The following is a 26105-nucleotide window of genomic DNA, read 5'->3' as shown; positions in this document are numbered from 1 at the left end:
GCAGGTTTTTCACTTTTCTCACGATTTATGATGAAAATGCCTGCACTTTCGCAGGCTTTCAGTGTCGAGGAGTCATTCAACTTGCTCAGCATCTGCGAGGAAAAAGGGGACAAGTTTAGGTGCAGTCTCGCGTGTCATTTGTGAAATGTAAAGTTTCATAGTAGAATAAGATATTATTGTCAAAAGGAGTGGACCACAAATGGCCAAACAAGCAAATATTAAACTAGCAGGTGGCGGCGAGGTTGTTATCGATCTTTTCGAAAACGACGCTCCAAATACCGTTGCCAACTTTGAAAAATTAGCAAACTCCGGTTTCTATAACGGTCTTGTTTTTCATCGCGTCATTCCAGGATTCGTAGCACAAGGCGGTTGTCCAACCGGCACAGGAACAGGTGGTCCAGGCTACCAAATCAACTGTGAAATCAACCCGAACAAACATGAGCGCGGCTCCTTGGCGATGGCTCATGCAGGCAGAAACACAGGTGGAAGCCAATTCTACATCGCTTACCAACCGCAACCACATCTGGATGGACAGCATACTGTTTTCGGTAAAGTGTCCAAAGGCATGGAGTTGGTCGATGCTTTCAAAGGCAAAGACGTTATGGAAAAAGTTGAAGTTGTAGAAGTATAATTTACGAATGGAATCAAAGAATCTGTTGAGGTAACTCGGCAGATTCTTTTTTTTATGCAAAATTTGACAGAAGTATGATGAAAACTAACACTCTCCTGAAACCTTATTGCGTATTTTACTAACAATTCTCTAGGAAAATAGAAAGAGAGCTAAATACCAAAGTGGAGGAAAGCGATATGGTGCATAGAGGAGATTTTAAACTTAGGAACCTAGTCAATGCTATTGTGCTTATTTCTGTCCTCACAACCTTGGGCGCAAGTATCTTGATCAGTTATTATAATGAGAAAAAATCGTTGACACGGACTACCTTTGAATTAAACAAGGCATATGCGGATAAAATCGCGGACACGGTGGACGGCTTATTCTCGAATTTAAAACAAGGACTCGCCGTAACAGGCGAATATTTGCAAAAAGATCTTAAGCGGCCGGACATGTTCGAGCAGTTGGAACTGTTTCGACTAAATCATACGAGCCTGAATACGATTTCGCTGATCGATCGTTCAGGGATTATCACGAATACATCTCCTTATAATAGCGATGTGATTGGGAAAAAGATCATGCCTGATGTTGAGAAGCTTTTTATTCAGCAGCGTCCAATTATTTCAGAACCGTTTTATACCAATGCCAATTATTTGTCTGTTGCCATTATCCAGCCTTTATTTAATGAATATGGGGAGTTTATTGGTGCACTTGGCGGAACAATAAGATTGCATGAAACGAATATGTTTAATGTGGTGTTAGGGGATAAGCTCAAGGGGGAAGATGGTTCCTATTTTTTTGTTGTGAGCTCCGGAGGAAATTTGATTTACCATCCTGATCCAGCCCGGATCGGAGATCAGGTTGGCGAGAATCCAGCGGTAAGAGAGCTGCTGCAAGGGAGAAGCGGTATGCGGAGGCTTATTAATACCAAAGGTGTGGATATGCTCGCCAGTTACACATACATGAAGGAATCGAGATGGGGGATTGTTGCTCAAACGCCAATGAAAGTCGTATTAGCGGATTCTCATCACCTTGTTAGGCAAGTTCTTCTTTATGTCATTCCAATTGTGCTTGCGTTCATGTTCGTGATCTATATGCTCATCAGGAAAATGTCCGAGCCCCTCTTGAGGTTGGCTAATTATGCTGCGAAGCTCTCAACGAATAATCTTGAGCAAGAAGATCCGCCGCGCATTCACTCCTGGATGTATGAAGCGAACAAGCTTCACAAGGCGTTCAGTTTGGCGGTTACTCATTTGCGCACGGAATTTGATGACCTTTCACATATTTCCCAAACAGATCCCTTAACGGGCGTCTATAATCGCCGTACGATGGAATTGTTTATGCAAAACCTGATCTCACAGCAAAATCCATTTGCTATTCTGGTTCTCGATATTGATCATTTCAAAAAGGTCAACGATACATATGGTCATGTTATTGGAGATAAGGTGTTGCAATTTCTAGCCGAGAGCCTGCAAAACTCGTTAGGCAAAAGCGGAGCCATTTTCCGCTATGGCGGAGAAGAGTTTGTCATCTTGCTGCCAAATACTTCGCTGAAAACGGCGATGAGAAGAGCGGAAACAGCGCGGAAATCGATGGCTGAAGCGAGGGGACCCAGTGGGAAACATATTACGGTGTCCATAGGGGTGGCTTCATTTCCTGATACAACGAAAGATGTGGACGAGCTTATTGCTTATGCCGATAAAGCGTTATATCGGGCGAAAAGTAGGGGGAGAAATCGCGTGGAGTCAGCGTAAGGCATATTCATATTTGGGAATCATGCAAAAAAAGCCCTTGCTTTTTCGAGGTGTGAGTGATAAATTTTTCATTACCAAAGTAATTTTTAGCTAGTTCCTAGTTGTAAGTTACTTTCATATGTATGCAAAACCTTCGGGGCGTGGTGAAATTCCACACCGGCGGTGATTCGAAGTCATGTACCTAGTACTTGGTTTCGATAAGTCCGTGACCCGTTTTGAAGCTAGCGGTACCTGACATACAGCTTCGCTACGGCTGATCCGGTGCAATTCCGGAACCGACAGTATAGTCTGGATGGGAGAAGGAATACGCGAATTTAACATTCGCTATGCGTACTTGTTCATTTTTTCACGTAAACAAAAATTCGGCAAGTCTGTCTTTTGAAGCAGAAACGTCGATCTTGTTTGGTTTGATCAAAAATGCGGCAAGTACGTATAGGCAGAAGCTTATTCGTGTTATCTCGACAATCTCTGGCCCCTTCCCGATATACGGAGGGGTCTTTTTGCATTCATAATCAAGCTGGATGGGTGGAAGGCGGTAAACGACGTGCATGTACTGAATGACGAAGCTTACATGAAACTTGCCTTGCAAATGGCAGCCGGCGCATTAGGCCAAACGGGGATCAACCCGGTTGTAGGCTGCGTCCTCGTGAAGGATGGACGTATTGTAGGCATGGGGGCGCACTTGAAACGCGGCCATGGGCATGCGGAAGTTCTCGCCTTGCAGATGGCAGGCGAGGAAGCTAGAGGAAGTACGGCTTATGTTACTTTGGAGCCGTGCAGCCATTTCGGCAAGACGCCGCCATGCAGCGACCGCCTGATTGAGGCGGGGGTGACACGCGTCGTTGTTGCGGCCACAGACCCGAACCCGCTGGTGGCGGGAACGGGCATCGCCAAGCTGCAAGCCCAAGGCATCGAGGTCAGCGTGGGGCTGCTAGCCGATGAGTCCTCAGCTATGAATGAGGCCTTCAACAAATACATCATCACGCGGATGCCATTTGTGACGATGAAAACGGCGAGCACGCTCGATGGTCGCATCGCCTCGAAGACCGGCGACAGCAAATGGATTACATCGCCGGCGTCGCGTGCTTATGTGCACACCCTGCGCCATCGGCATCAGGGGATTATGGTCGGCGTTGACACCGTCATCGCCGACGACCCGCAGCTGAGCGCGCGCGGCGACGTACCGGCTGTGCAGCCGGTACGGATCATCGCGGACTCGCAGCTGCGAGTCCCTCTCGGCGCCCGCGTGCTCACCGAGCAGGATCGTCAACCGACGATCCTGCTCGCCAGCGCACAGGCGCCGGCAGAGCGGCGTGCCGCGCTGGAAGCGCGCGGCATCACGATCCTCACCTGCGGGGATGGCCCGCAGGTGGACCTGACGCTCGCCATGCGCCAGCTGGGCGAGCGGGAGATCGGCTCCATCCTCATGGAGGGCGGAGGCAAGTTGAACGGCGCTATGCTGGAGCAGCGCCTGCTAGACAAGCTGGTGCTGATGTTTGCGCCGAAACTGATCGGCGGAGGCCACGCAGCACCTGTGAACATCAACTTCGAAGGCTTCGCGAAGATGGATGAAGCAATTACGCTCGACCGGGTGAAGGTCGAGCAGCTCGGACCGGATATTTGCCTAACAGGCTATCCGATATATCCGAACTAACGAATGGAGGGCTGTCATGTTTACCGGCATTATTGAAGAAATCGGCCACATGCGCCGCATTCATAGCCAAGGTCAAGCGATGGTGCTAACGATTGGCGCCAAGAAAGTGCTGTCAGATGTCCATCTGGGAGATAGTATTTCAGTGAACGGTGTATGTCTGACTGTCATTGCTTTCGATAGCGAGTCTTTCTCCGTGGACGTTATGCCCGAAACGTATCGCAAGACCAACCTTCGCAAGCTGCAAACCGGCACACGCGTGAATTTGGAGCGTGCGATGGCGGCGAATGGTCGATTCGGCGGACACATCGTTCAAGGACATGTGGATGCTACGGCCACGATCCTTTCCCGCACACCGGAAGAAAATGCCGTTGTTTACCGGTTCGAGCCGGAGAATACGCATATTTTCCGTTACATCATTGCCGGCGGCTCCATCACGATTGATGGCATTAGCCTTACGGTGGTGGACGTCAATGAACGTGAAGTCGCCGTCTCGATTATTCCACATACGCTGGCTCAAACGGTTCTCAATGATAAAAAAGCTGGAGATACGATCAACATGGAATGTGACGTTCTTGGCAAATATATGGAGCGACTGCTTAAGTTTGGTTCATCCGATGCCTCGGAAAACAGCAGTCCTAAACCAAGCAAGCTGACCGCAAGTTTTCTGGCTGATAACGGATTTATGTAACAGCCCATGCTTACGAAGAAAGTTTTGCTAAAGCAAAACTCAGCTTATGCTTACGAAGATAGTTTTGCTAAAGCAAAACTCAGCCCATGCTTACGAAGATAGTTTTGCTAAAGCAAAACTCTTAGGAGAGGTGAATATGACACAAATCAAATTCAACAAAATTGAGGAAGCTCTGCAGGATCTCATTTCAGGCAAAGTCATTATCGTTGTTGACGATGAAGATCGTGAGAACGAAGGCGACTTTATCGCACTCGCGGATAAAACGACGCCGGAAGTTATCAACTTCATGATTAAAGAAGGACGTGGACTTGTCTGTGCGCCGATTACGGAAGAACGTGCGCTGGAACTGGACCTGCCGCCTATGGTCGCAAGGAATACGGACTATCATGGAACGGCATTTACCGTCTCGGTAGACCATAGTGAAACGAGTACCGGAATTTCGGCACATGAGCGTTCCCGAACGATTATGGGCTTGATTGATCCGACAACGAGACCACAGGATTTCCGCAGACCTGGTCATATTTTCCCGCTGATTGCCAAAAAAGGCGGCGTTCTTCGCCGAGCAGGCCACACCGAAGCCGCTGTTGATCTAGCGATCTTGTGCGACTCTTATCCGGCCGCTGTCATCTGTGAAGTGATCAAAGAAGATGGTACAATGGCGCGCGTACCTGATCTAATGGAGCTTGCAGCCAAGCATGATTTGCGCATTATTACGATTCAGGATTTGATTCAATATCGCAATCAACAAGAGAAACTAGTTGAGCGTGAAGTTGAAATCAAGCTGCCGACGGATTTCGGAGTGTTTAAAGCAATTGCCTACACGAATCAGCTGGACAACAAAGAGCATGTTGCTCTTGTCAAAGGGACAATTGATCCTTCCAAACCAACTTTAGTGCGTGTACATTCCGAGTGCTTAACGGGAGATGTGTTCCATTCTCATCGCTGTGATTGCGGCCCTCAGCTTGATGCGGCATTAAAACAGATTGATGAAGAGGGCAGTGGTGTATTATTATATATGCGACAGGAAGGTCGCGGTATCGGCTTAATCAACAAATTGAAAGCTTATGCGCTGCAGGAGCAGGGATTGGATACCGTAGAGGCGAATATTAAACTTGGGTTTGCTGCTGATCTTCGGGATTATGGGATTGGTGCGCAAATTCTGAAGGACCTCGGTATTACTCAACTTCGTCTATTGACGAATAATCCGCGCAAAATTAAAGGTCTTGAAGGCTATGGCCTCGAGGTCGTTGAACGTGTTCCGATTCAGATGGATAGCAAAGCGGACAATCTCAGTTATTTGCAAACGAAAAAGCACAAGCTTGGCCACATGCTGAGTTTTCATGATTCGGGCAGCGGCATTTAAGCATAAAGGTCCAATTTACACATACTACAACGTTTTCTAAAGAGAGGGAGACTATACTCATGGCTAACATTTTTGAAGGACATTTAATTTCACAAAACTTAAAATATGGCATCGTCGTAGGTCGTTTCAATGAATTCATCACTTCCAAATTGCTTGGAGGAGCTCAAGATGCTCTGAAGCGTCACGGTGTGAATGAAGAGGAAGTTGATATCGCTTGGGTACCTGGTGCGTTCGAACTTCCGTTAATCGCTCAAAAAATGGCGGAGAGCGGCAAATACGACGCTGTTATTACCCTAGGTGCTGTCATTCGGGGGTCAACGCCTCACTTCGATTATGTGTGCAGTGAAGTAGCTAAAGGTGTTGCGGCAATTAACCTGAAAACGGGCGTTCCGACGATTTTCGGTGTGTTGACGACAGATTCCATTGAGCAAGCCGTTGAGCGCGCAGGAACAAAAGCCGGCAATAAAGGCTGGGAAGCCGCAGTAACAGCTATTGAAATGGCGAATTTAACGAAACAATTTACTTCCTAATGCTGTCTTATTATCATTTGGAAACACTGCTTCCCCGACTGCTTGCCTTTCTAGTCGCTATGACGCTGCATGATGCTGCGCACGCGGGAGCAGCTTGGCTGCTCGGAGATCGAACAGCTCGGGAAAGCAAACGATTATCGCTTAACCCCTTGGCCCATTTGGATGCCTTGGGGTTGGCCATGATTGTTTTTGGACCGTATGGCTGGTCGAAGAAAATGCCGATTGACGAAGCTAATTTCAAGAAAAGGCCAAAACTGTCCAACACACTCGTTTTCCTGGCGGGTCCTGTTATAAATTTGCTGCTCGCTTTGCTCTTCTGGTGGCTCTATTTCTTCCTACCTTCCATTGTAGGAGGAACAGCGGAGTCGATAACCGTGGAACAATGGCGAGTCTATTTGCAGTATGGCGTCATCGTCAATATTATGCTTTGCTTCATACATATACTGCCTCTTTATCCGTTGGATGGCTGGTACATCCTCAAAGGATGGGTACCAAGCCAAAGAAAAGTCTGGTTTGACAGAAACCAGCGCTACGCACTTATTCTAGTTGTTTTTCTAATGATTACACCTATGGGACAATGGCTGCTGGGGCATGTGTATCCGCTCGCCGCGCAGCTGGTTATGCAATTATTTTCAATATGACAAGGGGGAACAGAAATGAAAGTCACTTATAAGTTAGAAGCTTTTGAAGGCCCCCTTGATCTATTGCTTCATCTTATCGATAAAAATGAACTTGACATTTATAATATTCCTATCAAAGAAATTACAGATCAGTATTTAAGTTATGTGCAAGCCATGCAGGAATTAGAGCTCGAAATCACGAGTGAGTTTCTGGTCATGGCTGCAACACTGCTCTCCATTAAGAGTAAAATGCTGCTGCCTAAACCGCCTGTAATCGAATTTGATGAATATTTTGATGATATGGAAGATGAGCTTGATCCACGTTCTGAGCTTGTTGCGAAGCTGATTGAGTATCGCAAGTATAAGTCAATTGCGGATATGCTTAGGGATAAAGAGGTTGAGCGCAGTTTAGTTTATACGCGTGAGCCTGAGGATTTAACGCCTTTCCTGCCCCATGTTCAGGAAAATCCGGTGGAAGGGCTGGATGTGGCGGATTTGCTTTTCGCATTTCAGCGGACTTTGAGAAAGCTGGCTAATCGGAATGTTGTTGCAAGAATACGCCGCGATGAGATCTCCGTGAAGGATCGTATTCGTGAAGTCGTTGATTTGCTGAAAATACGAGGCGGCAAATTGCTGTTCTCGAAGCTTTTTGATTATGAAATGACGCGGGAAGAAATCGTTGTTACGTTTCTAGCCATTCTAGAATTAATGAAAATGAAAAAAGTCGTTTGTCATCAACACAAGCTGTTCGAAGACATCGTGATCCAAGCCAAAGAGGAGGGTTCTGACATTGACACTCAATTTTCCACAGATGAAATCGATTATTGAAGGACTGCTCTTTGCCTCAGGTGACGAGGGCTTAGATGCGAAGCAGCTGGCAGAGGTGATGGAGCTGGATTTGTATTTGGTTCGTGATCTGCTCAAAGATATGAGAACGGAGTTTAAACGCAAAGGACGAGGAATTCAAATTGTTGAAGTGGCCGGAGCTTATCAACTGACAACGTTAGCTGAGCACGCTCCCTATTTTGAACGGCTCGCCTATACACCGTCGCGTTCCTCGCTCTCCCAAGCTGCTTTAGAAACGTTATCCATTGTTGCCTACAAGCAGCCTATTACGCGAGTTGAGATCGAAGAGATACGCGGCGTAAAATGTGATCGCGCACTGGCGACACTAACTGGGAAAGATTTAATTACTGAGGTGGGACGGGCTGACGCTGTAGGGAGACCGATTTTATATGGCACATCCAAGCAATTTCTTGAATATTTCGGCTTGAGCTCAATTCAGGAGCTCCCGGATTCGACCGGCTTTCAAGGCAATTTTGATCTGGAAGAAGAAACTCGCCTGTTATTTGACCGGCTTGGCGGAGATCAGAAGCAGCTTACTCTTGAAGATGTGAACGAAGAAGCCGAGTAAGAAGATCATCATCAAATGCATTTCATTCCCATTCTAAGAACATACTAACTCCACTGGCGAGAAGACTTTTTCTTGCATTGGAGTTTTTTTGCTGAGGAGGCATATCACTTTGTTGTGGATCGGACTTGCTGTACTCATTGTCATTATTGCGATTATCGTTGTTCTGATTAGCTTTATCAGAGGGGAGCTCTACTTCTCTCGCGTTCGGGACAACGATACGCTTTCGGTGGAAGTGCGTGCATTGTTTGGGATTGTACGTTATCGCTATGTGATTCCCATTATTCAATTCAAAGGATTTGCTCAGGGAATCATGATTAAATCAGAAGTAGTGAACAAAGCAAGTACTAAATTGAAAGATGAAACCAAGGATCATATTACCAAAGATAAAGTGATCGCCTACTACAACGAAGCTAAAGTTCTTCTGGAAAATACGTTGCAATTGTATAGCTGGTTGAAACAAACACTTGCCAGAGTGGAATGTACGGAGTTGAAATGGATTACGCGAGTAGGGGTAGGAGACGCACCAGAAACAGCCATCACAACAGGAGCCATTTGGGGGATTAAATCAACCCTGCTTGGTTTTACGATTCGGTATGTGAAACTGATGACGAAGCCGCGGGTGGATGTCATTCCGCAATACAATCAAAAACAGTTCTCGACTGAATTTCGCTTTGCCGGCCGGATTCGTGTATGGTTTGCCTTATTCGCCGGCGTACGACTGCTTGTTCGCGCAGCAAAAGTGAAAGGCGGTCTTCGTACTTGGATTCAACTAGCGCTGAAGACCAGATCTAGGGTTAAAACGGCATCTTGATGTGTACATAACGATATTCCACTAAGGGCATTCTAAAAAAGAACCAATATTGGTCTTTGACGCTTGCGTTTCCGATGCCAGTTTACTGGCTAAAATCGCTAAGGAGGAATACGATTATGTCCGAACATCCAATTCAAGGCCTCATGAAAGTCGCCATGGAAAACATTAAAGAGATGGTTGACGTAAACACGATTGTCGGCGACCCGGTCGAGACGCCGGACGGCAGTGTTATTATGCCGATATCTAAAGTAGGATTCGGTTTTGCTGCCGGCGGCAGCGAGTTCATGACCGATTCCGAAATCGAAATCGAAGGCGGCTCAATGAACAAAAGCGATGCCCTGAATGCGAAGGTTTCCCTTCCTTTCGGTGGAGGCAGCGGCGGCGGGGTATCCATTACGCCAATTGCTTTCCTCGTTGTAGGGAAAAATGGGGTGAAAGTTGTGCCGCTCGACAATCAAACGCATATCCTTGAACGTCTGATTGATTCAGCACCTCAAGTTGTGGACAGAATTCAAAGCATGATTAAAGGCATGAGTTCCAAAGCTCCAGCAGGCGCTGCGGGTGCCAATGGAAGCAATGTAACGAATATTGAGAACCAAAATTTTATTGTGTAACAGATCGGCCTTCGTTGGAGCTGTCCTTTGTGGACAGCTTTTTTCTTGCGCTTTGGGAACTACGTTCCCTTATTCTTGATCAAATTAGCCATTTGGCTAGTCAGACGGAACTACGGTAAGCTATTTTGTTCAATTTGCTTGAATATCCCCCGAATGAGGTGAAATAAGGGATACTACTTCCCTTTCAGCCGCAAATACCGGTTTCTGAGTCATTTAGCGGATCCCAGTTCCTTTTCGTAAGGAAATTTCCAGAATTTCTGAGGGCTGACGTAAGTCCTGCCTTTTTTCTATGTTTGTCTTCTGGCAAAGGAAGACAAGTCTTGGACATATCCCCAATCTCCAAGCATATACTTGTACAAAGTTTTGTGTTGTCGATGGTACAAGTTCTTTGGTCTAGGGGGAAAACAATGAAGAAAAGAGTCCGGTTCATCCTATTGTGCAGCACGCTGGTTGGTTTGCTGCTCGCTCCACTGGCACAAGTGGAAGCAGCACCGCCTGGCATCCATACGAATGCGGTTGGCGCCACCTTGATTGATGTGGAGTCGGGGCGTATCCTCTATAGTCAAAAAGGGGACACGCCAATGCGAATTGCTAGTCTAACGAAAATTATGACGGCCATTATTGCCATTGAACAGGGGAATTTGAACGATAAGGTTAAAGTGAGCAAAAATGCCTTTGGCAAGGAAGGCTCGTCGATTTATTTGAAGCTGGGCGAAGAGATGAGGCTCCATGACATGCTTTATGGGTTGATGCTGCGCTCCGGCAACGATGCAGCAACTGCTATCGCTGAGCATATTGGGGGAAGCATAGACGGCTTCGTTTACCTTATGAATGAGAAAGCGAAGATGCTAGGCATGGATCATTCGCATTTCACGAACCCTTCTGGCTTGGACGAGGGGGAAGGCCACCGCTCCAGCCCGAACGATATGGCGAAGCTGACGGCTTACGCCTTGAACAACAGTGTGTTCCAGGATATTGTATCCACGAAGCTGAAGAAAGTGCCGAATCCGAATGAGGCATGGGATTACTCGTGGCTGAACAAAAACAAAATGCTGAGCCTGTTTGAAGGAGCAGACGGTGTCAAAACCGGTTACACGAAGCTGGCCAAGCGTTGTCTTGTCTCTTCGGCTACGAAAGATGGGCATCAACTGGCGGTAGTTACGCTGAACGATCCGGATGATTGGGGCGATCATGCACGTTTGCTGCAATATGGCTTTACGTATTATCCTCTGCAAACCATCGTTAGAAAAGGGGACGCGGTTGAAGGGACAACGGACGTTGTCTCCAGAAATTTTTCTTATCCATTGGCTGAAGGTGAAGCAGCCTTGGTGAAGCGCAAAGTGACGCTGGCCGATCCGGCAACGGCTTCCTATCGGTTAGGCGAACGGGGTACGCTGCAAATAACACTGAAAGATGCCATTATTGGGACGATACCCATTTATGAGAAGACAAGTCCACTGCTGCAATCAGCCAGTCAATCTACCTTTTCTTTCCAACAAGGAGAAGCTTACAAGGAAACGCTGCTTTCCCACTATGGCTATGTGTTCAGATTATTAGTCAGGGAATTGTTTATGATCTCTGAATCCGAGTGGGCAGATTAGGGGGACATAGCCATGGTGAATTGGATCTGGTTATTTTTTATAGTGGTGGGATTTGCAGTAGCCGCATTAAACGGAAATATTGAGGCCGTTACGCAAGCTGCATTTGATGGGGCCAAAAGTGGGGTTACGGTTTGCTTTGGATTGATCAGTGTGCTTGTGTTTTGGATGGGGATGATGAGAATAGCGGAGGATGCAGGCATTCTAAGCAAAATCGCCAGGCTTCTGCAGCCGGCTATCCGCTTCTTATTCCCGAGTGTTCCGAAAAACCATCCGGCAATCGGTTATATTATGTCGAATATGAGCGCCAACATTCTGGGGCTTGGGAATGCAGCTACCCCGATGGGCATTAAAGCCATGCAAGAGCTGCAAAAGCTCAATCCGGATAAAGAGACAGCGAGTACGGCGATGTGTACTCTACTTGCGCTAAACACGTCTAGCGTAACCTTAATTCCGACGACATTAATTGCTATCCGGATGAATTATAATTCCGTCAATCCAGCGGAAATCGTAGGAACGACGCTCATTGCAACCATCATCTCTACCGCTGCAGCGATTGTTGTAGACCGTTGGTATCGCAGGTCTCGCTCGCCAATTCCTCCGCTGAAAGGATGATGTCAAGTGTATGCCCTTGTTTCTCTCATCTCTGCTTGGGCCATCCCGATAATGATTGTTTTTATTCCTTTATATGCGGCTTACAAAAAAGTGCCTGTTTACGAATCGTTCGTAGACGGCGCCAAAGAAGGCTTTGATACAGCCATCAAAATTATTCCGCATCTCGTTGGCATGATGGTGGCAATCTCCGTGTTTCGAGCTTCGGGGGCGATGGATTTACTGCTCGGCTGGATGCATCCTTTGTTTGATCGCATGGGCGTTCCAACGGAGGTGCTGCCATTAGCGATACTGCGTCCAATAACGGGAGCGGGCTCTTTAGCCTTTACCACGGATCTCATCGAGCAGTTTGGTCCGGATTCGATGATTGGACGCATAGCTTCAACCGTGCAGGGGAGCACCGATACGACCTTATATGTGATAACGGTTTATTTTGGGGCTATCGGAATTCGTAAAGCCAGCTATGCGTTGAAAGTAGGCTTAATCTCGGATCTTGTTGGCTTTGTTGCCTCCATTGTCATCTGTTATCTGGTATTTGTTTAAAAGATGTTGTATAGATTACCCCTCTGCTCTTGAGATTTAGAGGTAAGTCCGTTATCATTAGCTTGAGGTGAAAGCGGATCATGGAAAGACTGCAAAAAGTATTGGCTGAAGCGGGAATAGCTTCCCGACGGAAATGTGAAGAAATTATTACAGCCGGACGAGTTCAAGTGAACGGCGAAGTCGTCACTACGCTTGGCGTGAAAGTGAACACGGACGAAGATGAAATTAAGGTGGATGGGCGCACCATTGGCCAACAGAAGAAAATCTACGTGATCTTGAATAAGCCCAAGGGCGTTATTACAAGTGCAACGGACCCAGAAGGACGCAAGGTTGTAACAGACTATCTGCCTGGGATCAGAGAACGCGTTTATCCGGTTGGAAGACTGGATTATGATACGGAAGGCTTACTGATTTTAACAAATGACGGCGAATTTGCGCATTTGCTTACGCATCCGAAGCATCATGTACCTAAAACTTATCAAGCTACAGTCAAAGGCGTTCCGCACGGCACGTTATTAGACAAGCTAAAAACGGGCATACAGTTAGAGGATGGACTTACGGCACCAGCTGAAGTTGAATACGCGGATGTGAATATGGAGAAGAATGAATCCATTATTACGATCACGATCTACGAAGGCAGGAATCGACAAGTCAGACGGATGTTCGAAGCGATTTCCTTTCCGGTTATCAAGTTGAAACGCATCAAATTTGGTCCAATCTTTTTGACTGGCTTGCCAAGAGCGAAGTATCGCCACTTGACGCCCAAAGAGGTTGAAGAGCTTAGGAACGAGGCTCTCACGACACATAACGTTCAAAAAGGCCAATAAGAATTGGCCTTCTTTTCGTTATAATAAAGGTATTACCCAGTTAGGAACTACTAACATTGTCGAAAAAGCGAAGGTGATAAATTGTGGGTGCAAGAAAGAAATGGGTACAGATTGCGATATTTGCAATTGTGCTTATTATTGGCGTATTTACCATTATTACGAATTTGTCGGCTTCAAGCAGCAAAAAGTATCCGCAAGAAGGGGATAAAGCGACGAATTTCACTTTGGTCGGTTTAGATGGACAAAACCATCAATTATCGGATTACAAGGGCAAGCCGGTTTTGATCAATTTCTGGGGTACTTTCTGTCCGCCCTGCAAGGAAGAAATGCCTGCGCTGCAAAAGCAGTATGAAAAATGGAGCAAGCAAGGCGTTGTTTTTCTAGAAGTTAATGTCGACAAGAATAAAGTAACCGTCCAAGGTTTCATGGAGCAGTACAAATTGAGTTTGCCAGTTCTCTTGGATGCCAAAGAAGTTGTACGTAAACAGTACGGTGTCATGGATTACCCGACGACCTTCTTTATTGGCGCTGATGGCAAAATTGTTGTCAAAAAAATAGGCCAGATGACCGAATCGTTTATTGATGAAACGTTAGGTAAGCTTGTTGCCAATAAGTCTTAAACCGATTAAACGCTTGAAGTTTTCAGGAGGTCAACATGCTGTTCTACAACACCAAATGCGATTGTGGGCATCAAAATCCCACAGGAACTACACTCTGTGAATCATGTGGAAATCCGCTGATTGATATAGATGGTAGAGATATACTGGAAATGCGCTATGACGGAATGGCTCGCCGTTCACAGAAATCCAATCCTTCAATTTTGGATAAAGTCTGGAATTTCTTTTCCTCGGTTAAAATAGCGGTATGGATTATTTTCTTTACTGTCGTGGCTTCCGCTGTTGGAACTATTTTTCCACAAGAAAATACGTTCCTTGATATGGACCCTGCGCAGTATTACTCGGAGAACTATGGGACATTGGGTACCATTTATCATGTGCTTGGTTTTTCCCATACGTTCAATTCATGGTGGTTCATCACTTTGTTGTTCATGATTGGGACATCGCTCGTGATCTGCAGCTTGGACCGCGTACTGCCTTTGTACCGCGCCTTGTCCAAACAGCAAATCCGCAAGCATTTGAATTTCCTTACTCGCCAAAAAGTTACGCTTACGGCTGATCTTCCTGCGAGTACCGATGAAGAAGCTTGGACAAGCAAGCTGGGCGCCATTTTGCGCAAAAAAAGCTATCGCATACATAAAGACAAAGACGGCAAGGCGCTTCTTGCCGAGAAGTACCGTTTCAGCCGCTGGGGTCCCTATATTAATCATATAGGTCTCATTATTTTCCTGATAGGTGTCCTGATGAGGAGTATTCCAGGTTGGCATATGGATCAATATATGGGCATTCTGGAAGGCGAAACAAAGCAAATTCCACATACGTCTTATTTTATCAAAAATGAGAAATTCACTTTAGAGCTTTACGATGAGAAAGACTTGCCGGAAAGTATTAAGGCCAAGGGGCAAATTGTTCCCAAAACCTATGAAACGCAAGCGGTCTTGTATCATTGTTCGGCTAATTGCGAAGATTCGGATAAAGAGCCTGTTCTGGAAGAGGTACATAAAGGCAACATTCTGGTGAACCATCCTCTTGATTACAATGGATTGCAAGCGTATCAATTTGACTACAAATCGACACCGCTGCTCATTTCTGTCAGGCCTACGCTAAGCAACCCGACGACAGGCGAATCATACGGAAGTTTTGACTTGCCAATGAACAATCCGAAGGATTCGTATCAAGTAGGACCTTATAAGCTGACGTTAAAAGGGTATTTCCCAGAATTTGGTCTGGAAAAAGGTCAGCCGATCAGTTTGTCCAATGAACCGAAAGCGCCTGCATTTATATTCAGCATCACTGGTCCAGGACTTTCTGCCAACGGTGAACCTTATATGTATTTCCCTCGGCAAATAGATAAAGAATCATTCTCTCAAGACACCATTAACGGCGCTATTAGTCAAAAGTTAAAGCTTGCTGTAGGCAGCATGGAAGGCGTGCAGTTCGCAAACTATACGACCTACTTGAACATTCGCGTGGACAAAGCGATGCCGTATATTTGGGTAGGATCTGCGATATTCATGATCGGGGTCATTATGGGCTTTTATTGGCAGCATCGCCGGATCTGGATTCGGATTGACAATGGCAAGCTGACCTTGGGCGGGCATACGAATAAGAATTGGTTTGGCCTTCGCAATGAAGTCGCAGCCGCGTTGAAGAAGAACGATTTGGAAGTTTCACCAAAATCATTAGACACCGGAGGGAATCAAGGGTGAATGTAAATTCAGTCAGCAGCACCTTTTTACTTATTGCTTTTTTCGTTTACCTGGCCGCATTTTTACTGTTTGTCCTTTCTATCACCGGAAGGAAATGGAGTAATCGCGATCCAGAACAACATACCAAGAAATGGGGATTTGTCGCTTTTCTAACCTCAGTCGCCGGATTTGCTTGTCATGTCACCTTCTTTTTCACACGATGGGTTGAAGGCAGTCATATCCCAACTTCCAATATGTACGAATTTATGACCTTTTTGGGTATGATGATCATGTTTGCCTTCTTGATTGTCTATCTGATTTACCGGACTCCGGTACTTGGTGTTTTCGCATTGCCGATTGGTTTTATCATTATCGCTTATGCTTCCGTATTTCCAAGTGAAGTACAACCGTTAATTCCGGCCTTGCAAAGCTACTGGCTTAAAATTCACGTGACAACGGCAGCGACAGGAGAGGCATTCTTTGGCGTAGGCTTTGCCGGCGGATTAATGTATCTGCTGCGTGCTGTTGATTACTCAGGGAAGACCAAAGTCGATAAACGCGAACAAAGAGGCGTGGAGCTTACGCTCTTTTTCATTCTGATGCTGGTTGCTTTCATTGCTTCCATCTTCACATTCAACGGCTCTGGCTATAAGGCTGTTTTCTCGAAGCAAGTGGTTGTTACGGACGCGCAAGGGAAACAACAAACGAATATTCAGAACGAAACTTATGTATTGCCGCCAATCGTGAAACCTCATGGCATGGATGTTGTTGAGATGAAGCCATTCTTAGGAATGAAGGAGCCATTATTCGCAGCTCCGTCCTGGATGGAAGGGGCAAGCGCTGGACGGAAGCTCAACACGGTGATTTGGTCTGTGCTTGGAGGACTGATCTTGTATGGCTTAGCGCGATTGGTTACTCGCAAACCGTTAGGCGCAGCCATTGGTCCTGTTGTAAAAGGGATGGATGCCGAGGACTTGGATGAAATCAGTTATCGCGCCATTGCTATCGGATATCCGATTTTCACATTAGGTGCTTTAATTTTCGCGATGATTTGGGCGCAAGAGGCTTGGGGCCGCTTCTGGGGCTGGGATCCCAAAGAGGTTTGGGCTTTGATTACTTGGCTCTTCTATGCGGTATTTCTTCATCTGCGTCTTTCCAAAGGTTGGCAAGGGAAGAAATCAGCATGGTTAACGGTTATTGGCTTTATTGTGGTTATGTTTACGTTAGTAGGGGTAAACCTTGTCATTGCAGGTCTGCACTCCTATGCAGGTGTATAAATCAGTAGAACTAAATTAGATAAGGATGTGAAGCTCCATGGAAATGAAAGCCAGCATACTCGTTGTGGATGATGAGGAGAGAATTCGCAGACTGCTGCGAATGTATTTGGAGAAAGAAGGCTATATCATCGAAGAAGCCGAAGATGGTGAAACGGCGCTGCGCATGGCGACAGAATCCGATTTTGACTTAATTTTGTTGGATGTCATGCTGCCGGGGATTGACGGGATTGAAGTATGTGCCCGCCTCCGCCAAGTGAAATCAACACCGGTCATTATGCTTACGGCCAAAGGGGAAGAAACGAACCGAGTAAGCGGCTTTGAAGTAGGGGCGGATGACTATGTAGTCAAGCCGTTCTCGCCTCGCGAAGTGATCTATCGGGTGAAAGCGATTCTTCGCCGCTCCTCTGCGACAGCGTATTTGTCCAAGGATGCAAGCTCGAGCAATAATATCGTATTTCCTAATCTGATTATTGAACATGATGCCCACCGTGTAACAGCTGGAGGCCAGGAAGTTGCTTTAACGCCGAAGGAATATGAGCTGCTGCATTATTTGGCGGTTTCGCCGGATAAAGTGTTCTCGCGTGAGGAGCTCTTGAAGGATGTATGGAACTATGAGTTTTTTGGAGATTTGCGAACAGTGGATACGCATGTGAAACGACTTCGTGAGAAATTAAACAAAGTTTCCCCGGATGCTGCAGCAATGATTACGACGGTATGGGGAGTAGGCTATAAGCTAGAGGTGCCTAAATAACGTGTTTATTTTCAGAAGTGTTGTTGGGAAGCTTTGGTTAACGATTATCGGCTTAGTTGGGGTTGTTCTGCTCATACTAGGCTTTTTTCTTATCAGTTACATGCAAAATTACTTCTCTCAGGCTAACGATCAGAAGCACAACATGGAGAAGCTGGCCCTCAAGTTTTCGGAGGAAGCCTCTAATCATATGTTCAATGAACAGTTCTATCAGCTGAGCAATGAGTTGTTAGGCTTCCAAGATGCGAGAATGCTGATCATTTCGACGGATATGAAAGAGATGGACCTGCCGATCTCCAAAAGCAGTGAATTAGCTACCTTTCATGTCTCGGACTTTTATACAGCAGCTGAGCTTCGTCCTGTCTTTGCGGGTCAAACGATAGCCAAGCCGGTGAATATGCCAGGCAAAGAGAAATTCAAGCTGGGCAGCGATTATCTTGTCGTAGCGGTTCCGCTGCGGAGTCTGCAAGGCGGCATTGTGGGCGCTACGATGATTTATCAATCCCTGCAATCCTTAGAAGCTACGCAAACGTATATGCTTAAACTGTTTATCTATGTTTCAATTGTCGGCTTTCTGATGACGACCTTCTTCGCTTTCTTCTTATTTTCTCGAATTACTCGACCGCTGCAGCAGTTGAAAAAAGCTGCAGATTTCATCACTATGGGCGAGTATGGCACTCGCGTGCCGATCCAATCAAAGGATGAGATCGGGGAGCTCGCCAAAACCTTTAATCACATGGGCGAGAAGATGCAAGAGAGCATTCGCGCACTTAGCCAGGAGAAAGAGCATTTATCCAGCATTTTGCGCAGTATGACGGATGCTGTGATAACCTTGGATGCGAATGGTTCTGTTATGCTGACGAATCCGCAAGGCGAGAAGATTGTGCAAGAGTGGAGCCAAATTGAATGGTCGGAAGATGACGAGGAAACGCAGCGCTTCCGAAAGCAGGATACCGCGCTTGGCGATTGGGGGCTGACGAGCTTCAGCAATCCCTACTCAAGCCCGATTCCTGTCCCGCTGATTCCTCTGTTTGAAGCGGTTGTGGATGAGTCCTCGGAAGCGGCAACGAAGCTTCATGTACAGAATGGCGTCTGGTCTGTCGCGATGACGCCGCTTTACACAAGAGATCAGGTGCGCGGCGCCGTTGCCGTCCTCCGTAATGTTACGGAGGAAGAACGGCTCGATAAGCTGCGCAAAGATTTCGTGGCGAACGTATCGCATGAGCTGCGTACGCCGATTTCGATGCTGCAGGGCTATAGCGAAGCCCTGCTGGACGACATTCCCTCCACGCCGGAGGAGCGCGTGGAGCTGGTGCAGGTCATCCACGACGAGTCGCTCCGCATGGGGCGCCTCGTCCGTGACCTGCTCGATCTGGCGCGGATGGAAGCCGGCCATCTCGAGCTGGTGTTCAGGGAGGTCGAGGTGGACTCCCTGATCAAGCGCATGCACCGCAAATTCGCGGTGCTTGCCAAAGAGCGCGGCATCGCGTTAAGCAGCGAGCTGCCGGACGAACGCCTCATCCTCCTGCGGGCAGATGAGGACCGGCTCGAGCAGGTGCTGACGAACCTGCTCGATAATGCCTTCCGACATACGGCCTCGGAGGCACGTATTGGGATGAAGGCAGAGCTGGCCGTCTACAAAAATAAGCCGGCGATTCGGATTGAGGTTTCCGATGAGGGGCAGGGGATACCTGCGGGAGACTTGCCGTTCATTTTTGAACGTTTCTACAAGGCGGATAAAGCCCGTACGCGTGGTTCATCGGGAGGAACAGGACTTGGGCTTGCTATCGTGAAAAACATTATAGAAGCCCATTATGGCAGCGTCACCGTACAAAGTACGCTTGGACAGGGAACGACATTTACGTTATTCCTTCCTTGTGAACCCAAATTAACGTGATCTCACGGATTTCGACATAAAAAAGGCGTTTGCCGAGAAGATCTCTCAGCAAACGCCTTTATTTTTGTAGAATATTCAGACAAAATCTTGTTGTTCGTGAAACACTTTGTGATTTCGTCGATAAACTTAGACCGTAAGAGCTCTTACATTCACGATTTCTGCTTGTTTCGTCAGCTCTTCCAGTACTTCGGCAGGAGCGGATTTATCAATCGTCAAGACCATGATAGCGGAACCGCCGATCACTTTACGTCCTACCTGCATCGTTGCAATGTTCACGTTGTTCGTTCCTAGGAGCGTACCTACGCGACCGATAATACCTGGTTTATCGTTGTGGGAAATTAATAACAAGTTGCCTTCAGCTGCGAAATCCACCGGATATTGGTCGATACGAACAATACGCTCGCCGTAACCGGCTAATAAAGTACCTGCAAGTGTTTTTTCTTCTTGTTTTGTTTTCACAGTAACAGTGACCAAGTTGGTGAAGCTGTTGGAAGTGTTTGATTTCTGAACCACGATATTCACATCGCGGGATTTCGCCAAATGCATCGCATTCACGATATTGATGCTTTCGAGCTGATTCTCGAACACACCTTTTACAATGTAGCGAGTTAATGGACTTGTATCGACATCAATTAAATCACCGGCATAGTTAACGACGATTTCATAAACAGCACCTTGTGCGATTTGACCAAGAATCGAACCGATTTTTTCGCCAAGTCCGAAATAAGGCTGCAGCTTATTCAACACATTCGCTGGTACCGGCGGCAAGTTAACGGCATTTTTGAAAGGCTCGTTGCGCAGAATGTGAAGAACTTCCTCGGAAACGTCAATCGCAACGTTCTCTTGCGCTTCAATCGTGGAAGCACCCAGATGAGGAGTTACGATAATTTTCGGATTGTTCAAGAAAGGGTGATCGTGTTGCGGAGGCTCAACTTCGAACACGTCGAAAGCAGCTCCAGCTACAATGCCTTGATCAATAGCTTCGACCATTGCCATTTCATCGATAATTCCGCCGCGCGCACAGTTAATTAGGCGCATGCCTTTTTTCATGATATCGAATTGTGGTTTGGAAATAAGGTGGCGCGTCTCAGGTGTCAGTGGTGTATGCACAGTAATGAAATCAGCTTTGGCAACAATTTCATTGACGGTCCCAAGCGTAACACCGATTTTCTCAGCGCGTTCTTCCGTTAGGAAAGGGTCGTAACCGATAACTTCCATCCCGAATACTTTTGCGCGTTTGGCAACTTCACTGCCGATACGTCCCATGCCGAGAATACCCAGCGTTTTGTTGCGAAGCTCAACCCCGATAAATTTGCGATCCCATTCGCCGCCAACGGTTTTTTTGTAAGCTTGTGGAATCATCCGCGCTGTGGACATCATCATTGCGAACGTCAACTCACAAGTAGCAATTGTGTTCCCGTCTGGAGCATTGATGACAATAATCCCGCGTTTGGTAGCTGCTTCCAAATCAATATTGTCGACACCGACACCAGCGCGGCCAATGACCTTCAGCTTCGTGCCGGCACTCATAATTTTCTCTGTTACTTTCGTTTGACTGCGAACGAGTAGGGCGTCATAATCACCAATGATTGCAATAAGTTCATCTTCAGAAAGGCCTGGTTGTTTAACAACTTCTACATCGGTTGCATCATAAAGCATTTGAATTCCCATGTCACTAATTGGATCGGATACTAGAACTTTGTACATAATTCGGTTCCTCCTTAGAATATGAACATAAAAAAACTCCCAGCCCTCAGGTACAGACATGTCATGTCTGTAGCCAAGGGACGAGAGATTGCTTTCGTGGTACCACCCTAGTTCGCTGCCCATTCGCACGGGTAGCCTCAATTGGTCTTGCGACCTGGAACTGTAACGTGTTCCGCACCGATTGCATCTACTTGAATTCAATGCAATAACTCTGGAGTGCTCCGCAAATATTCGCTGCCGATTCTCACCTGCCATCGGCTCTCTGAAAGCTACTTTATTTGCTTGGCTCCGTCAACGCTTTACTGTGATAGAATTTTCATTAGATTACCATGCGTTTGAAATCGTGTCAATACATGTCGAATCATTTTTACAGGAAAGTTACAAATGATTTTAGTGCAAACGGATTCAAAGCTTTTTGTTTATTTTAATGCAATCGGGAACAGAAAGCAATGTCATTTTGCTTGTATTTTAGCCTGATTTTCGCTATTCTACAGGATATTATGTATTGTATTGATTAGAGTAGGAGAGGAAGTAAAAAGATGGAAATATCCAGCATTCACCCGCAAAAATTTCTTGACCTGCTGAACGAGCAAGCACTTAAAGATAGTGTCATTATTGATGTTAGAGAACTGCATGAGTGGGAATATTATCATCTGGATGAAGCGAAGCTCATTCCTATGCAGCAGATTCCTCCGCGAATCGGAGAGCTTCCGGAGGATCAAGATATTTATCTGGTTTGCGCTCATGGCGTGCGAAGCTACCGGGTAGCGGAGTATTTACAGGAGAATGGCATTGAACGTGTCATTAATGTGGATGGGGGCATGGCAGCAATTGCGATGCTTCGCGGCTTCCAATACGATTAAAGCAAAAAGCCGAGCGCAGCAGCGCACGGCTTTTCATTTAATTCACATCGGAGAAGAAGGGCAGCTGAGGCAGATCAGCATTCGGATACCATTTGGCTTTTCCCTTGACGAAGTCACCCGATCGAACTGCATTCGTACTGATCAGAAGATCTATCGTTTGATTTACGTCGTTGACGTTTAATTTCTTGGCTTGTCCGGAGGCAATGAATTCATCAATACGAATCGTGAGGTCTTGCGGATAAAAAGGGATGAACGTTTTATTTTTGAGCAATTTGGTTGTGATATAAAGATTCTTAACATTAATGTTCATGGCACGCCATTGATCCAAATTGGCATTATTGTTCGGATCGAAGTTCTCGATATCCGGATCGATGGTACCGTTCCAAGCGACAATCGAATCAAAGTAATTTTTCTGAGCAGTCAAGGCCTGAGCTTTTGCTTCAATGAAGTAAGCGTCTTTCTGTATAGCATCCAGCAGTTGACCGCCACTTAATCCATTGGCCTTCCCTTGGTATCCTTTGAGGGTATCTGCAAAAAGCTTTAAGCTTTTGAGATAACCTTGATGGGACTGAACGAGCAAGGGGGAGGAGGCTGGCATATTCTTGCCTTGCAAGACGGTGTATTTCTCATCTGCAAGCTTGTACAGCTCCTTCAGAACTGCGGAAGCATCAACAGTAGAGTTGCCAAGTTCAATTTGACTCATCAGTTCAAACCATTTATTCTGAAATTCCCTAAAGGGCAAAAAGATGGTATGGTAATATGATACGAGTACTTGTTGATCGTAGGCTCCAAATTCTTGAACGACCGCTTTATCAGCGTTTAATATTTTGTCATATTTTTGATCTGATTTTTCCTGGCCGACTCTTAAACCGTAGAAAAAGGCGCCAAGGGTACAAACAAGCATAAAGATAAACATGAGGGCGAATAAATAATCTGTGCGGGTAAGACGCTTATCCATAATCAAGCTCCTTATTCTCTCTTTTTCTTTTAACTTAGTATAGGGGAAATAGCTTTAAAAGGGAATATGTCACGAAAAGAGGCAGCATCCATGAAAAAATTCGATTTCAAGAACATTCGTTTTGGCAAAGTTGATATGAATGAATTAAATGACCGAACTTTATTGCTTAATCTGTACATAACCCAAGTGCTTACGCTTATTATCGGAATTATCATCCTATTTTTTCAGAGCAATTCAAATATTCTTTCCATGTTCACATTTCAGGGCGGTTGGAAGATCCCACTGTGGGGAAGTATATTTGCATTGGTCGTGCTTGGTGTCGACATCTTGATCTCAAGATGGGTACCGAAAGAAGTGTCTGATGACGGCGGCATTAATGAAATGTTGTTTGGCAAAAGGGCGATATGGCATATTGCGCTTATTTCTCTCATTGTGGCCATCTGCGAAGAGCTGCTGTTTCGAGGAGCCATTCAGCACGCTTGGGGACCCTACTGGACGAGTATTTTATTCGCGGCTATTCACATTCGGTACTTACAGCACTGGTTAATGACAGGAATGGTCTTTAGTATTAGTTATGGACTTGGTTGGATTTATCTTCAAACAGGAAGTCTTTGGACGCCTATTATTGCTCATTTTATTATTGATTTTGTGATGGGCTGCATACTTCGCTATAGCAAGGAGGAGGAAGAGCAGAGCGTATGAATGTAGAAGGAAACACGCCTCTACGGTCTAATCGTAGGTCGGAGGAGATGCCAGTTGATGAAACTTATTTACCGCCACGCAAAGTGGTGCATCCTTCTGAGCAAGGAAAGTGGACTAGCATTTTCTACCTCTCCCTACTCTGGATTTTCATTATTCTTGTCATCGGTCTTACCGTTTGGGGGATTAAGTATTACTCATAGACCTATAAAAATGGGACTGTCGAACTATGTCGAACTATATTGAATAATGGCACCTGAGAAGCTATGATAGATTCATAGCTTTTTTTGCTGTTTATACTTTCTTATAGGAGGAGATTCAGGGAGATGATGAACTTGAAAACACCGAGATGGATTTCCTATGTTAAGCTTGTAGCCATCTTGTTTCTTCTTGTACCCAGCTTTATTTGGACGGCTAAGCCGGCCTATGCGCTGACGTACGAGTACTTGAATTACCCGCAAGGAAATGTGGGGATTGTACGTCCCGTTATTGGTCTTAACGTGACATTCAGTGATGGAATGACACCGCAAAGCTATCACTTTTATGTCAATGGGGAAGAAGTAGCCGTCAATTATGATCCGACCACGGCGAAATACGATTATGTGCCCAAATCCGATTTGTCGTCTGGTAATTATCAAGCAAAAATGGAGTTTCAATTCAAAGGCTATTCACCAATTAAAATCGAATGGTCATTCTCTGTGAGCAAAAGTGCGGTTTCTTTAGCTTCAACTGTAACCAAAGAACAGGAAGACGGACTTCAAGCCATTAATGATTATCGACTGAAGCTTGGACTTTCCAAAGTGAAATTCAGCGATGGGCTGAATACCGTAGCTCAGAAGCATGCCCAATATTTATTGCAAAATAAAATAGATCCCATTAAAACCGCGGTCTCTCTGCACGATGAGAACCCGGCATTGCCAGGATTTATCGGCAACTCGTTAAAGGAAAGAGCGCAATATATCGGATACACAAGAGCCAGCAGTGAAGATGTTGCCTCTAATCCGGTGCCTCTTATTGAGGCAATTGACAGCCTGTTTGATGCTCCATACCATCGTTCTCCCTTTTTGGCGCCAAATCTTGATGAAATAGGCGTATTCCGAGCTGGTGATTATCATGTCATTGAGTTCGGCTTCGCAGATGGCGGTTCGCCAGATCTTGTAGTTTCTCCAAGCAACAATGATAGTTATGTGCCAACGAATTTTGACGGACATGAAACCCCTGATCCGCTGCGCATCCATTCAAGCTTGAACTATCCAGTGGGATACCCGGTTATGGCTGCTGTGAACGGCCAAGGTGTGAAGAAGGTTACCTTGGTTGATGCCGAAATACGGGATGAAAGCGGGACCACGTTGACCTTGCTCACGAATGATTCAAGCAACGACAATCATTTGACAAATGAAGTTATTGTAATGCCGGATAAGCCGCTTGCATTTGATCGTACGTATAAAGCCAAAATGACGCTATCCGCAGTAATGGAAGACGGCACGACAAAGCTTTTCTCAAAAGAATGGACGTTCCATACGGAACCAAGCGCAGGTTTAGGCGTGGCTAAGCTTCATGCGGACGCGGCTGCCTATGCGGCGCAGATGGCCCAGCCTTTTCGAGTCGGAGCACATGTCGTGACTTTCGGGTTAAATGGAAATTCCTATACCCTTGATCAAGTTCCTTTCCCGATGAAGCAGAAGCCTTACATTCAAGATGGCAGCTCTTATTTATATATTCGTGATCTAGCCGCGGCGCTTGGCGCAACGGTGGAATGGAATGATCAATTGAAGGCGGCTGTTTACAAAAAAGGGGATAAAAATCTTCTCTTTTACACAAATCGCAGTGCTTTCAGCGTAAATGGGGTGGAGAAGGTAACTCAAACCCCGGCACTTCTTATTAATGAAACAACGATGATTCCGGTCCGATTGCTTTCAGAGGCACTTGGCGCGAACGTGGCTTATGAAGAAAGTACAAGAACAGTAACAATTAAGTATTAAACGAAAAAGCCTTGCATGCCCACGTTGGTGG

Annotated in this window: 26 protein-coding genes, 1 riboswitch and 1 other annotated feature; of the genes, 24 read left to right on the top strand and 2 right to left on the bottom strand. The window is 46.1% G+C overall.

Going from position 1 to position 26105, the window contains the following annotated elements; translation table 11 throughout:
• Nucleotides 1-199 precede the first annotated feature (199 nt).
• From HQN90_RS02275 to HQN90_RS02180, 20 genes are all read left to right on the top strand, one after another.
• Entirely contained in the window at nt 200-631 is a 432-nt protein-coding gene (locus HQN90_RS02275; RefSeq protein WP_079409609.1) for a peptidylprolyl isomerase, read from the top strand.
• Between the two features lie 176 nt (nt 632-807).
• Nucleotides 808-2364, top strand: a complete 1557-nt coding sequence (locus HQN90_RS02270) for a sensor domain-containing diguanylate cyclase (protein ID WP_173216029.1) — start codon at nt 808-810, stop codon at nt 2362-2364.
• Nucleotides 2365-2489: 125 nt separating this feature from the next.
• Nucleotides 2490-2672: riboswitch (FMN riboswitch) on the top strand.
• Between the two features lie 236 nt (nt 2673-2908).
• On the top strand, nt 2909-4018 hold the full coding sequence (gene ribD, locus HQN90_RS02265) for a bifunctional diaminohydroxyphosphoribosylaminopyrimidine deaminase/5-amino-6-(5-phosphoribosylamino)uracil reductase RibD (RefSeq protein ID WP_338042266.1): 1110 nt from the start codon (nt 2909-2911) through the stop codon (nt 4016-4018).
• 16 nt (nt 4019-4034) lie between these two features.
• Complete coding sequence (gene ribE / locus HQN90_RS02260; RefSeq protein WP_173216027.1) at nt 4035-4706, top strand: riboflavin synthase; 672 nt, start codon at nt 4035-4037, stop codon at nt 4704-4706.
• A gap of 136 nt (nt 4707-4842) precedes the next feature.
• Nucleotides 4843-6069 carry a bifunctional 3,4-dihydroxy-2-butanone-4-phosphate synthase/GTP cyclohydrolase II gene (locus tag HQN90_RS02255; protein ID WP_173216025.1) on the top strand — a complete coding sequence of 409 codons (1227 nt, stop codon included), beginning with the start codon at nt 4843-4845 and terminating at the stop codon, nt 6067-6069.
• Between the two features lie 59 nt (nt 6070-6128).
• Nucleotides 6129-6599, top strand: a complete 471-nt coding sequence (gene ribH, locus HQN90_RS02250) for a 6,7-dimethyl-8-ribityllumazine synthase (protein WP_173216023.1) — start codon at nt 6129-6131, stop codon at nt 6597-6599.
• Nucleotides 6599-7240 (top strand): site-2 protease family protein, encoded by a 642-nt coding sequence (locus HQN90_RS02245; RefSeq protein ID WP_173216021.1) that lies wholly within the window; start codon nt 6599-6601, stop codon nt 7238-7240. Before ribH ends, HQN90_RS02245 begins: the two co-directional genes overlap by 1 nt.
• Before the next feature lie 15 nt (nt 7241-7255).
• Complete coding sequence (locus tag HQN90_RS02240; protein ID WP_079409615.1) at nt 7256-8047, top strand: segregation and condensation protein A; 792 nt, start codon at nt 7256-7258, stop codon at nt 8045-8047.
• Complete coding sequence (gene scpB, locus HQN90_RS02235) at nt 8031-8633, top strand: SMC-Scp complex subunit ScpB (RefSeq protein WP_173216484.1); 603 nt, start codon at nt 8031-8033, stop codon at nt 8631-8633. The genes HQN90_RS02240 and scpB overlap by 17 nt, the downstream gene beginning before the upstream one ends.
• Nucleotides 8634-8742: 109 nt before the next feature.
• Nucleotides 8743-9444 (top strand): DUF2953 domain-containing protein, encoded by a 702-nt coding sequence (locus HQN90_RS02230; RefSeq protein WP_173216019.1) that lies wholly within the window; start codon nt 8743-8745, stop codon nt 9442-9444.
• Nucleotides 9445-9560: 116 nt separating this feature from the next.
• On the top strand, nt 9561-10058 hold the full coding sequence (ytfJ, locus tag HQN90_RS02225; RefSeq protein ID WP_173216016.1) for a GerW family sporulation protein: 498 nt from the start codon (nt 9561-9563) through the stop codon (nt 10056-10058).
• Between the two features lie 407 nt (nt 10059-10465).
• On the top strand, nt 10466-11659 hold the full coding sequence (locus tag HQN90_RS02220) for a D-alanyl-D-alanine carboxypeptidase family protein (RefSeq protein ID WP_173216014.1): 1194 nt from the start codon (nt 10466-10468) through the stop codon (nt 11657-11659).
• A 12-nt stretch (nt 11660-11671) separates the two neighbouring features.
• Nucleotides 11672-12271 (top strand): nucleoside recognition domain-containing protein, encoded by a 600-nt coding sequence (locus HQN90_RS02215; protein WP_079409620.1) that lies wholly within the window; start codon nt 11672-11674, stop codon nt 12269-12271.
• A gap of 6 nt (nt 12272-12277) precedes the next feature.
• Nucleotides 12278-12811 (top strand): spore maturation protein, encoded by a 534-nt coding sequence (locus HQN90_RS02210; RefSeq protein ID WP_326071341.1) that lies wholly within the window; start codon nt 12278-12280, stop codon nt 12809-12811.
• An 80-nt stretch (nt 12812-12891) separates the two neighbouring features.
• A complete protein-coding gene (locus HQN90_RS02205) occupies nt 12892-13638 on the top strand; it encodes a pseudouridine synthase (protein ID WP_173216012.1) in 747 nt (248 codons plus the stop codon).
• 83 nt (nt 13639-13721) lie between these two features.
• Nucleotides 13722-14258 (top strand): redoxin domain-containing protein, encoded by a 537-nt coding sequence (locus HQN90_RS02200; RefSeq protein WP_173216010.1) that lies wholly within the window; start codon nt 13722-13724, stop codon nt 14256-14258.
• Between the two features lie 38 nt (nt 14259-14296).
• Entirely contained in the window at nt 14297-15964 is a 1668-nt protein-coding gene (resB, locus tag HQN90_RS02195; RefSeq protein WP_173216482.1) for a cytochrome c biogenesis protein ResB, read from the top strand.
• Entirely contained in the window at nt 15961-17220 is a 1260-nt protein-coding gene (gene ccsA / locus HQN90_RS02190; RefSeq protein ID WP_173216008.1) for a cytochrome c biogenesis protein CcsA, read from the top strand. Before resB ends, ccsA begins: the two co-directional genes overlap by 4 nt.
• A gap of 37 nt (nt 17221-17257) precedes the next feature.
• Complete coding sequence (locus tag HQN90_RS02185; RefSeq protein WP_079409625.1) at nt 17258-17971, top strand: response regulator transcription factor; 714 nt, start codon at nt 17258-17260, stop codon at nt 17969-17971.
• 1 nt (nt 17972) lies between these two features.
• On the top strand, nt 17973-19865 hold the full coding sequence (locus HQN90_RS02180) for an ATP-binding protein (RefSeq protein ID WP_173216006.1): 1893 nt from the start codon (nt 17973-17975) through the stop codon (nt 19863-19865).
• A gap of 126 nt (nt 19866-19991) precedes the next feature.
• Here the strand turns inward: HQN90_RS02180 and serA are convergent, their stop codons facing one another.
• Nucleotides 19992-21572, bottom strand: a complete 1581-nt coding sequence (serA, locus tag HQN90_RS02175) for a phosphoglycerate dehydrogenase (RefSeq protein ID WP_173216004.1) — start codon at nt 21570-21572, stop codon at nt 19992-19994.
• 73 nt (nt 21573-21645) lie between these two features.
• Nucleotides 21646-21876: a binding site (T-box leader), on the bottom strand.
• A 235-nt stretch (nt 21877-22111) separates the two neighbouring features.
• On the opposite strand from serA, the gene HQN90_RS02170 reads away from it, so the two are divergent.
• Nucleotides 22112-22435, top strand: a complete 324-nt coding sequence (locus tag HQN90_RS02170) for a rhodanese-like domain-containing protein (protein ID WP_173216002.1) — start codon at nt 22112-22114, stop codon at nt 22433-22435.
• Between the two features lie 37 nt (nt 22436-22472).
• On the opposite strand, the gene HQN90_RS02165 is transcribed toward HQN90_RS02170, so the two are convergent.
• Nucleotides 22473-23393 carry a hypothetical protein gene (locus HQN90_RS02165; RefSeq protein ID WP_173216000.1) on the bottom strand — a complete coding sequence of 307 codons (921 nt, stop codon included), beginning with the start codon at nt 23391-23393 and terminating at the stop codon, nt 22473-22475.
• Between the two features lie 90 nt (nt 23394-23483).
• Here HQN90_RS02165 and HQN90_RS02160 point away from each other — a divergent pair, with 90 nt between their 5' ends.
• The 3 genes from HQN90_RS02160 (at nt 23484) to HQN90_RS02150 (ending at nt 26074) form a co-directional block, all read left to right on the top strand.
• Nucleotides 23484-24095 (top strand): CPBP family intramembrane glutamic endopeptidase, encoded by a 612-nt coding sequence (locus tag HQN90_RS02160; RefSeq protein ID WP_173215998.1) that lies wholly within the window; start codon nt 23484-23486, stop codon nt 24093-24095.
• Nucleotides 24092-24295 carry a hypothetical protein gene (locus HQN90_RS02155; RefSeq protein WP_173215996.1) on the top strand — a complete coding sequence of 68 codons (204 nt, stop codon included), beginning with the start codon at nt 24092-24094 and terminating at the stop codon, nt 24293-24295. Before HQN90_RS02160 ends, HQN90_RS02155 begins: the two co-directional genes overlap by 4 nt.
• 123 nt (nt 24296-24418) lie before the next feature.
• Nucleotides 24419-26074, top strand: a complete 1656-nt coding sequence (locus HQN90_RS02150; protein WP_173215994.1) for a stalk domain-containing protein — start codon at nt 24419-24421, stop codon at nt 26072-26074.
• The last annotated feature ends 31 nt before the right edge of the window (nt 26075-26105 follow it).

It is taken from the genome of Paenibacillus alba (assembly GCF_013204855.1).
Lineage (GTDB): Bacteria > Bacillota > Bacilli > Paenibacillales > NBRC-103111 > Paenibacillus_E > Paenibacillus_E alba.
Note: the sequence above shows the minus strand (reverse complement) of the source record. Positions and strands in the feature narration are given on the sequence as shown.

Bases quoted from the DNA above. Each gene is read 5' to 3' on its own strand.
- HQN90_RS02150 (WP_173215994.1), top strand. From the start codon at position 24,419: ATGATGAACTTGAAAACACCGAGATGGATTTCCTATGTTAAGCTTGTA.
- HQN90_RS02205 (WP_173216012.1), top strand. From the start codon at position 12,892: ATGGAAAGACTGCAAAAAGTATTGGCTGAAGCGGGAATAGCTTCCCGA.
- HQN90_RS02215 (WP_079409620.1), top strand. From the start codon at position 11,672: ATGGTGAATTGGATCTGGTTATTTTTTATAGTGGTGGGATTTGCAGTA.
- HQN90_RS02270 (WP_173216029.1), top strand. From the start codon at position 808: ATGGTGCATAGAGGAGATTTTAAACTTAGGAACCTAGTCAATGCTATT.
- HQN90_RS02245 (WP_173216021.1), top strand. From the start codon at position 6,599: ATGCTGTCTTATTATCATTTGGAAACACTGCTTCCCCGACTGCTTGCC.
- HQN90_RS02220 (WP_173216014.1), top strand. From the start codon at position 10,466: ATGAAGAAAAGAGTCCGGTTCATCCTATTGTGCAGCACGCTGGTTGGT.
- HQN90_RS02185 (WP_079409625.1), top strand. From the start codon at position 17,258: ATGGAAATGAAAGCCAGCATACTCGTTGTGGATGATGAGGAGAGAATT.
- scpB (WP_173216484.1), top strand. From the start codon at position 8,031: ATGAAATCGATTATTGAAGGACTGCTCTTTGCCTCAGGTGACGAGGGC.
- HQN90_RS02160 (WP_173215998.1), top strand. From the start codon at position 23,484: ATGAAAAAATTCGATTTCAAGAACATTCGTTTTGGCAAAGTTGATATG.
- HQN90_RS02155 (WP_173215996.1), top strand. From the start codon at position 24,092: ATGAATGTAGAAGGAAACACGCCTCTACGGTCTAATCGTAGGTCGGAG.
- serA (WP_173216004.1), bottom strand. From the start codon at position 21,572: ATGTACAAAGTTCTAGTATCCGATCCAATTAGTGACATGGGAATTCAA.
- HQN90_RS02255 (WP_173216025.1), top strand. From the start codon at position 4,843: ATGACACAAATCAAATTCAACAAAATTGAGGAAGCTCTGCAGGATCTC.
- ribE (WP_173216027.1), top strand. From the start codon at position 4,035: ATGTTTACCGGCATTATTGAAGAAATCGGCCACATGCGCCGCATTCAT.
- HQN90_RS02240 (WP_079409615.1), top strand. From the start codon at position 7,256: ATGAAAGTCACTTATAAGTTAGAAGCTTTTGAAGGCCCCCTTGATCTA.
- HQN90_RS02165 (WP_173216000.1), bottom strand. From the start codon at position 23,393: ATGGATAAGCGTCTTACCCGCACAGATTATTTATTCGCCCTCATGTTT.
- ytfJ (WP_173216016.1), top strand. From the start codon at position 9,561: ATGTCCGAACATCCAATTCAAGGCCTCATGAAAGTCGCCATGGAAAAC.
- HQN90_RS02275 (WP_079409609.1), top strand. From the start codon at position 200: ATGGCCAAACAAGCAAATATTAAACTAGCAGGTGGCGGCGAGGTTGTT.
- HQN90_RS02170 (WP_173216002.1), top strand. From the start codon at position 22,112: ATGGAAATATCCAGCATTCACCCGCAAAAATTTCTTGACCTGCTGAAC.
- ribH (WP_173216023.1), top strand. From the start codon at position 6,129: ATGGCTAACATTTTTGAAGGACATTTAATTTCACAAAACTTAAAATAT.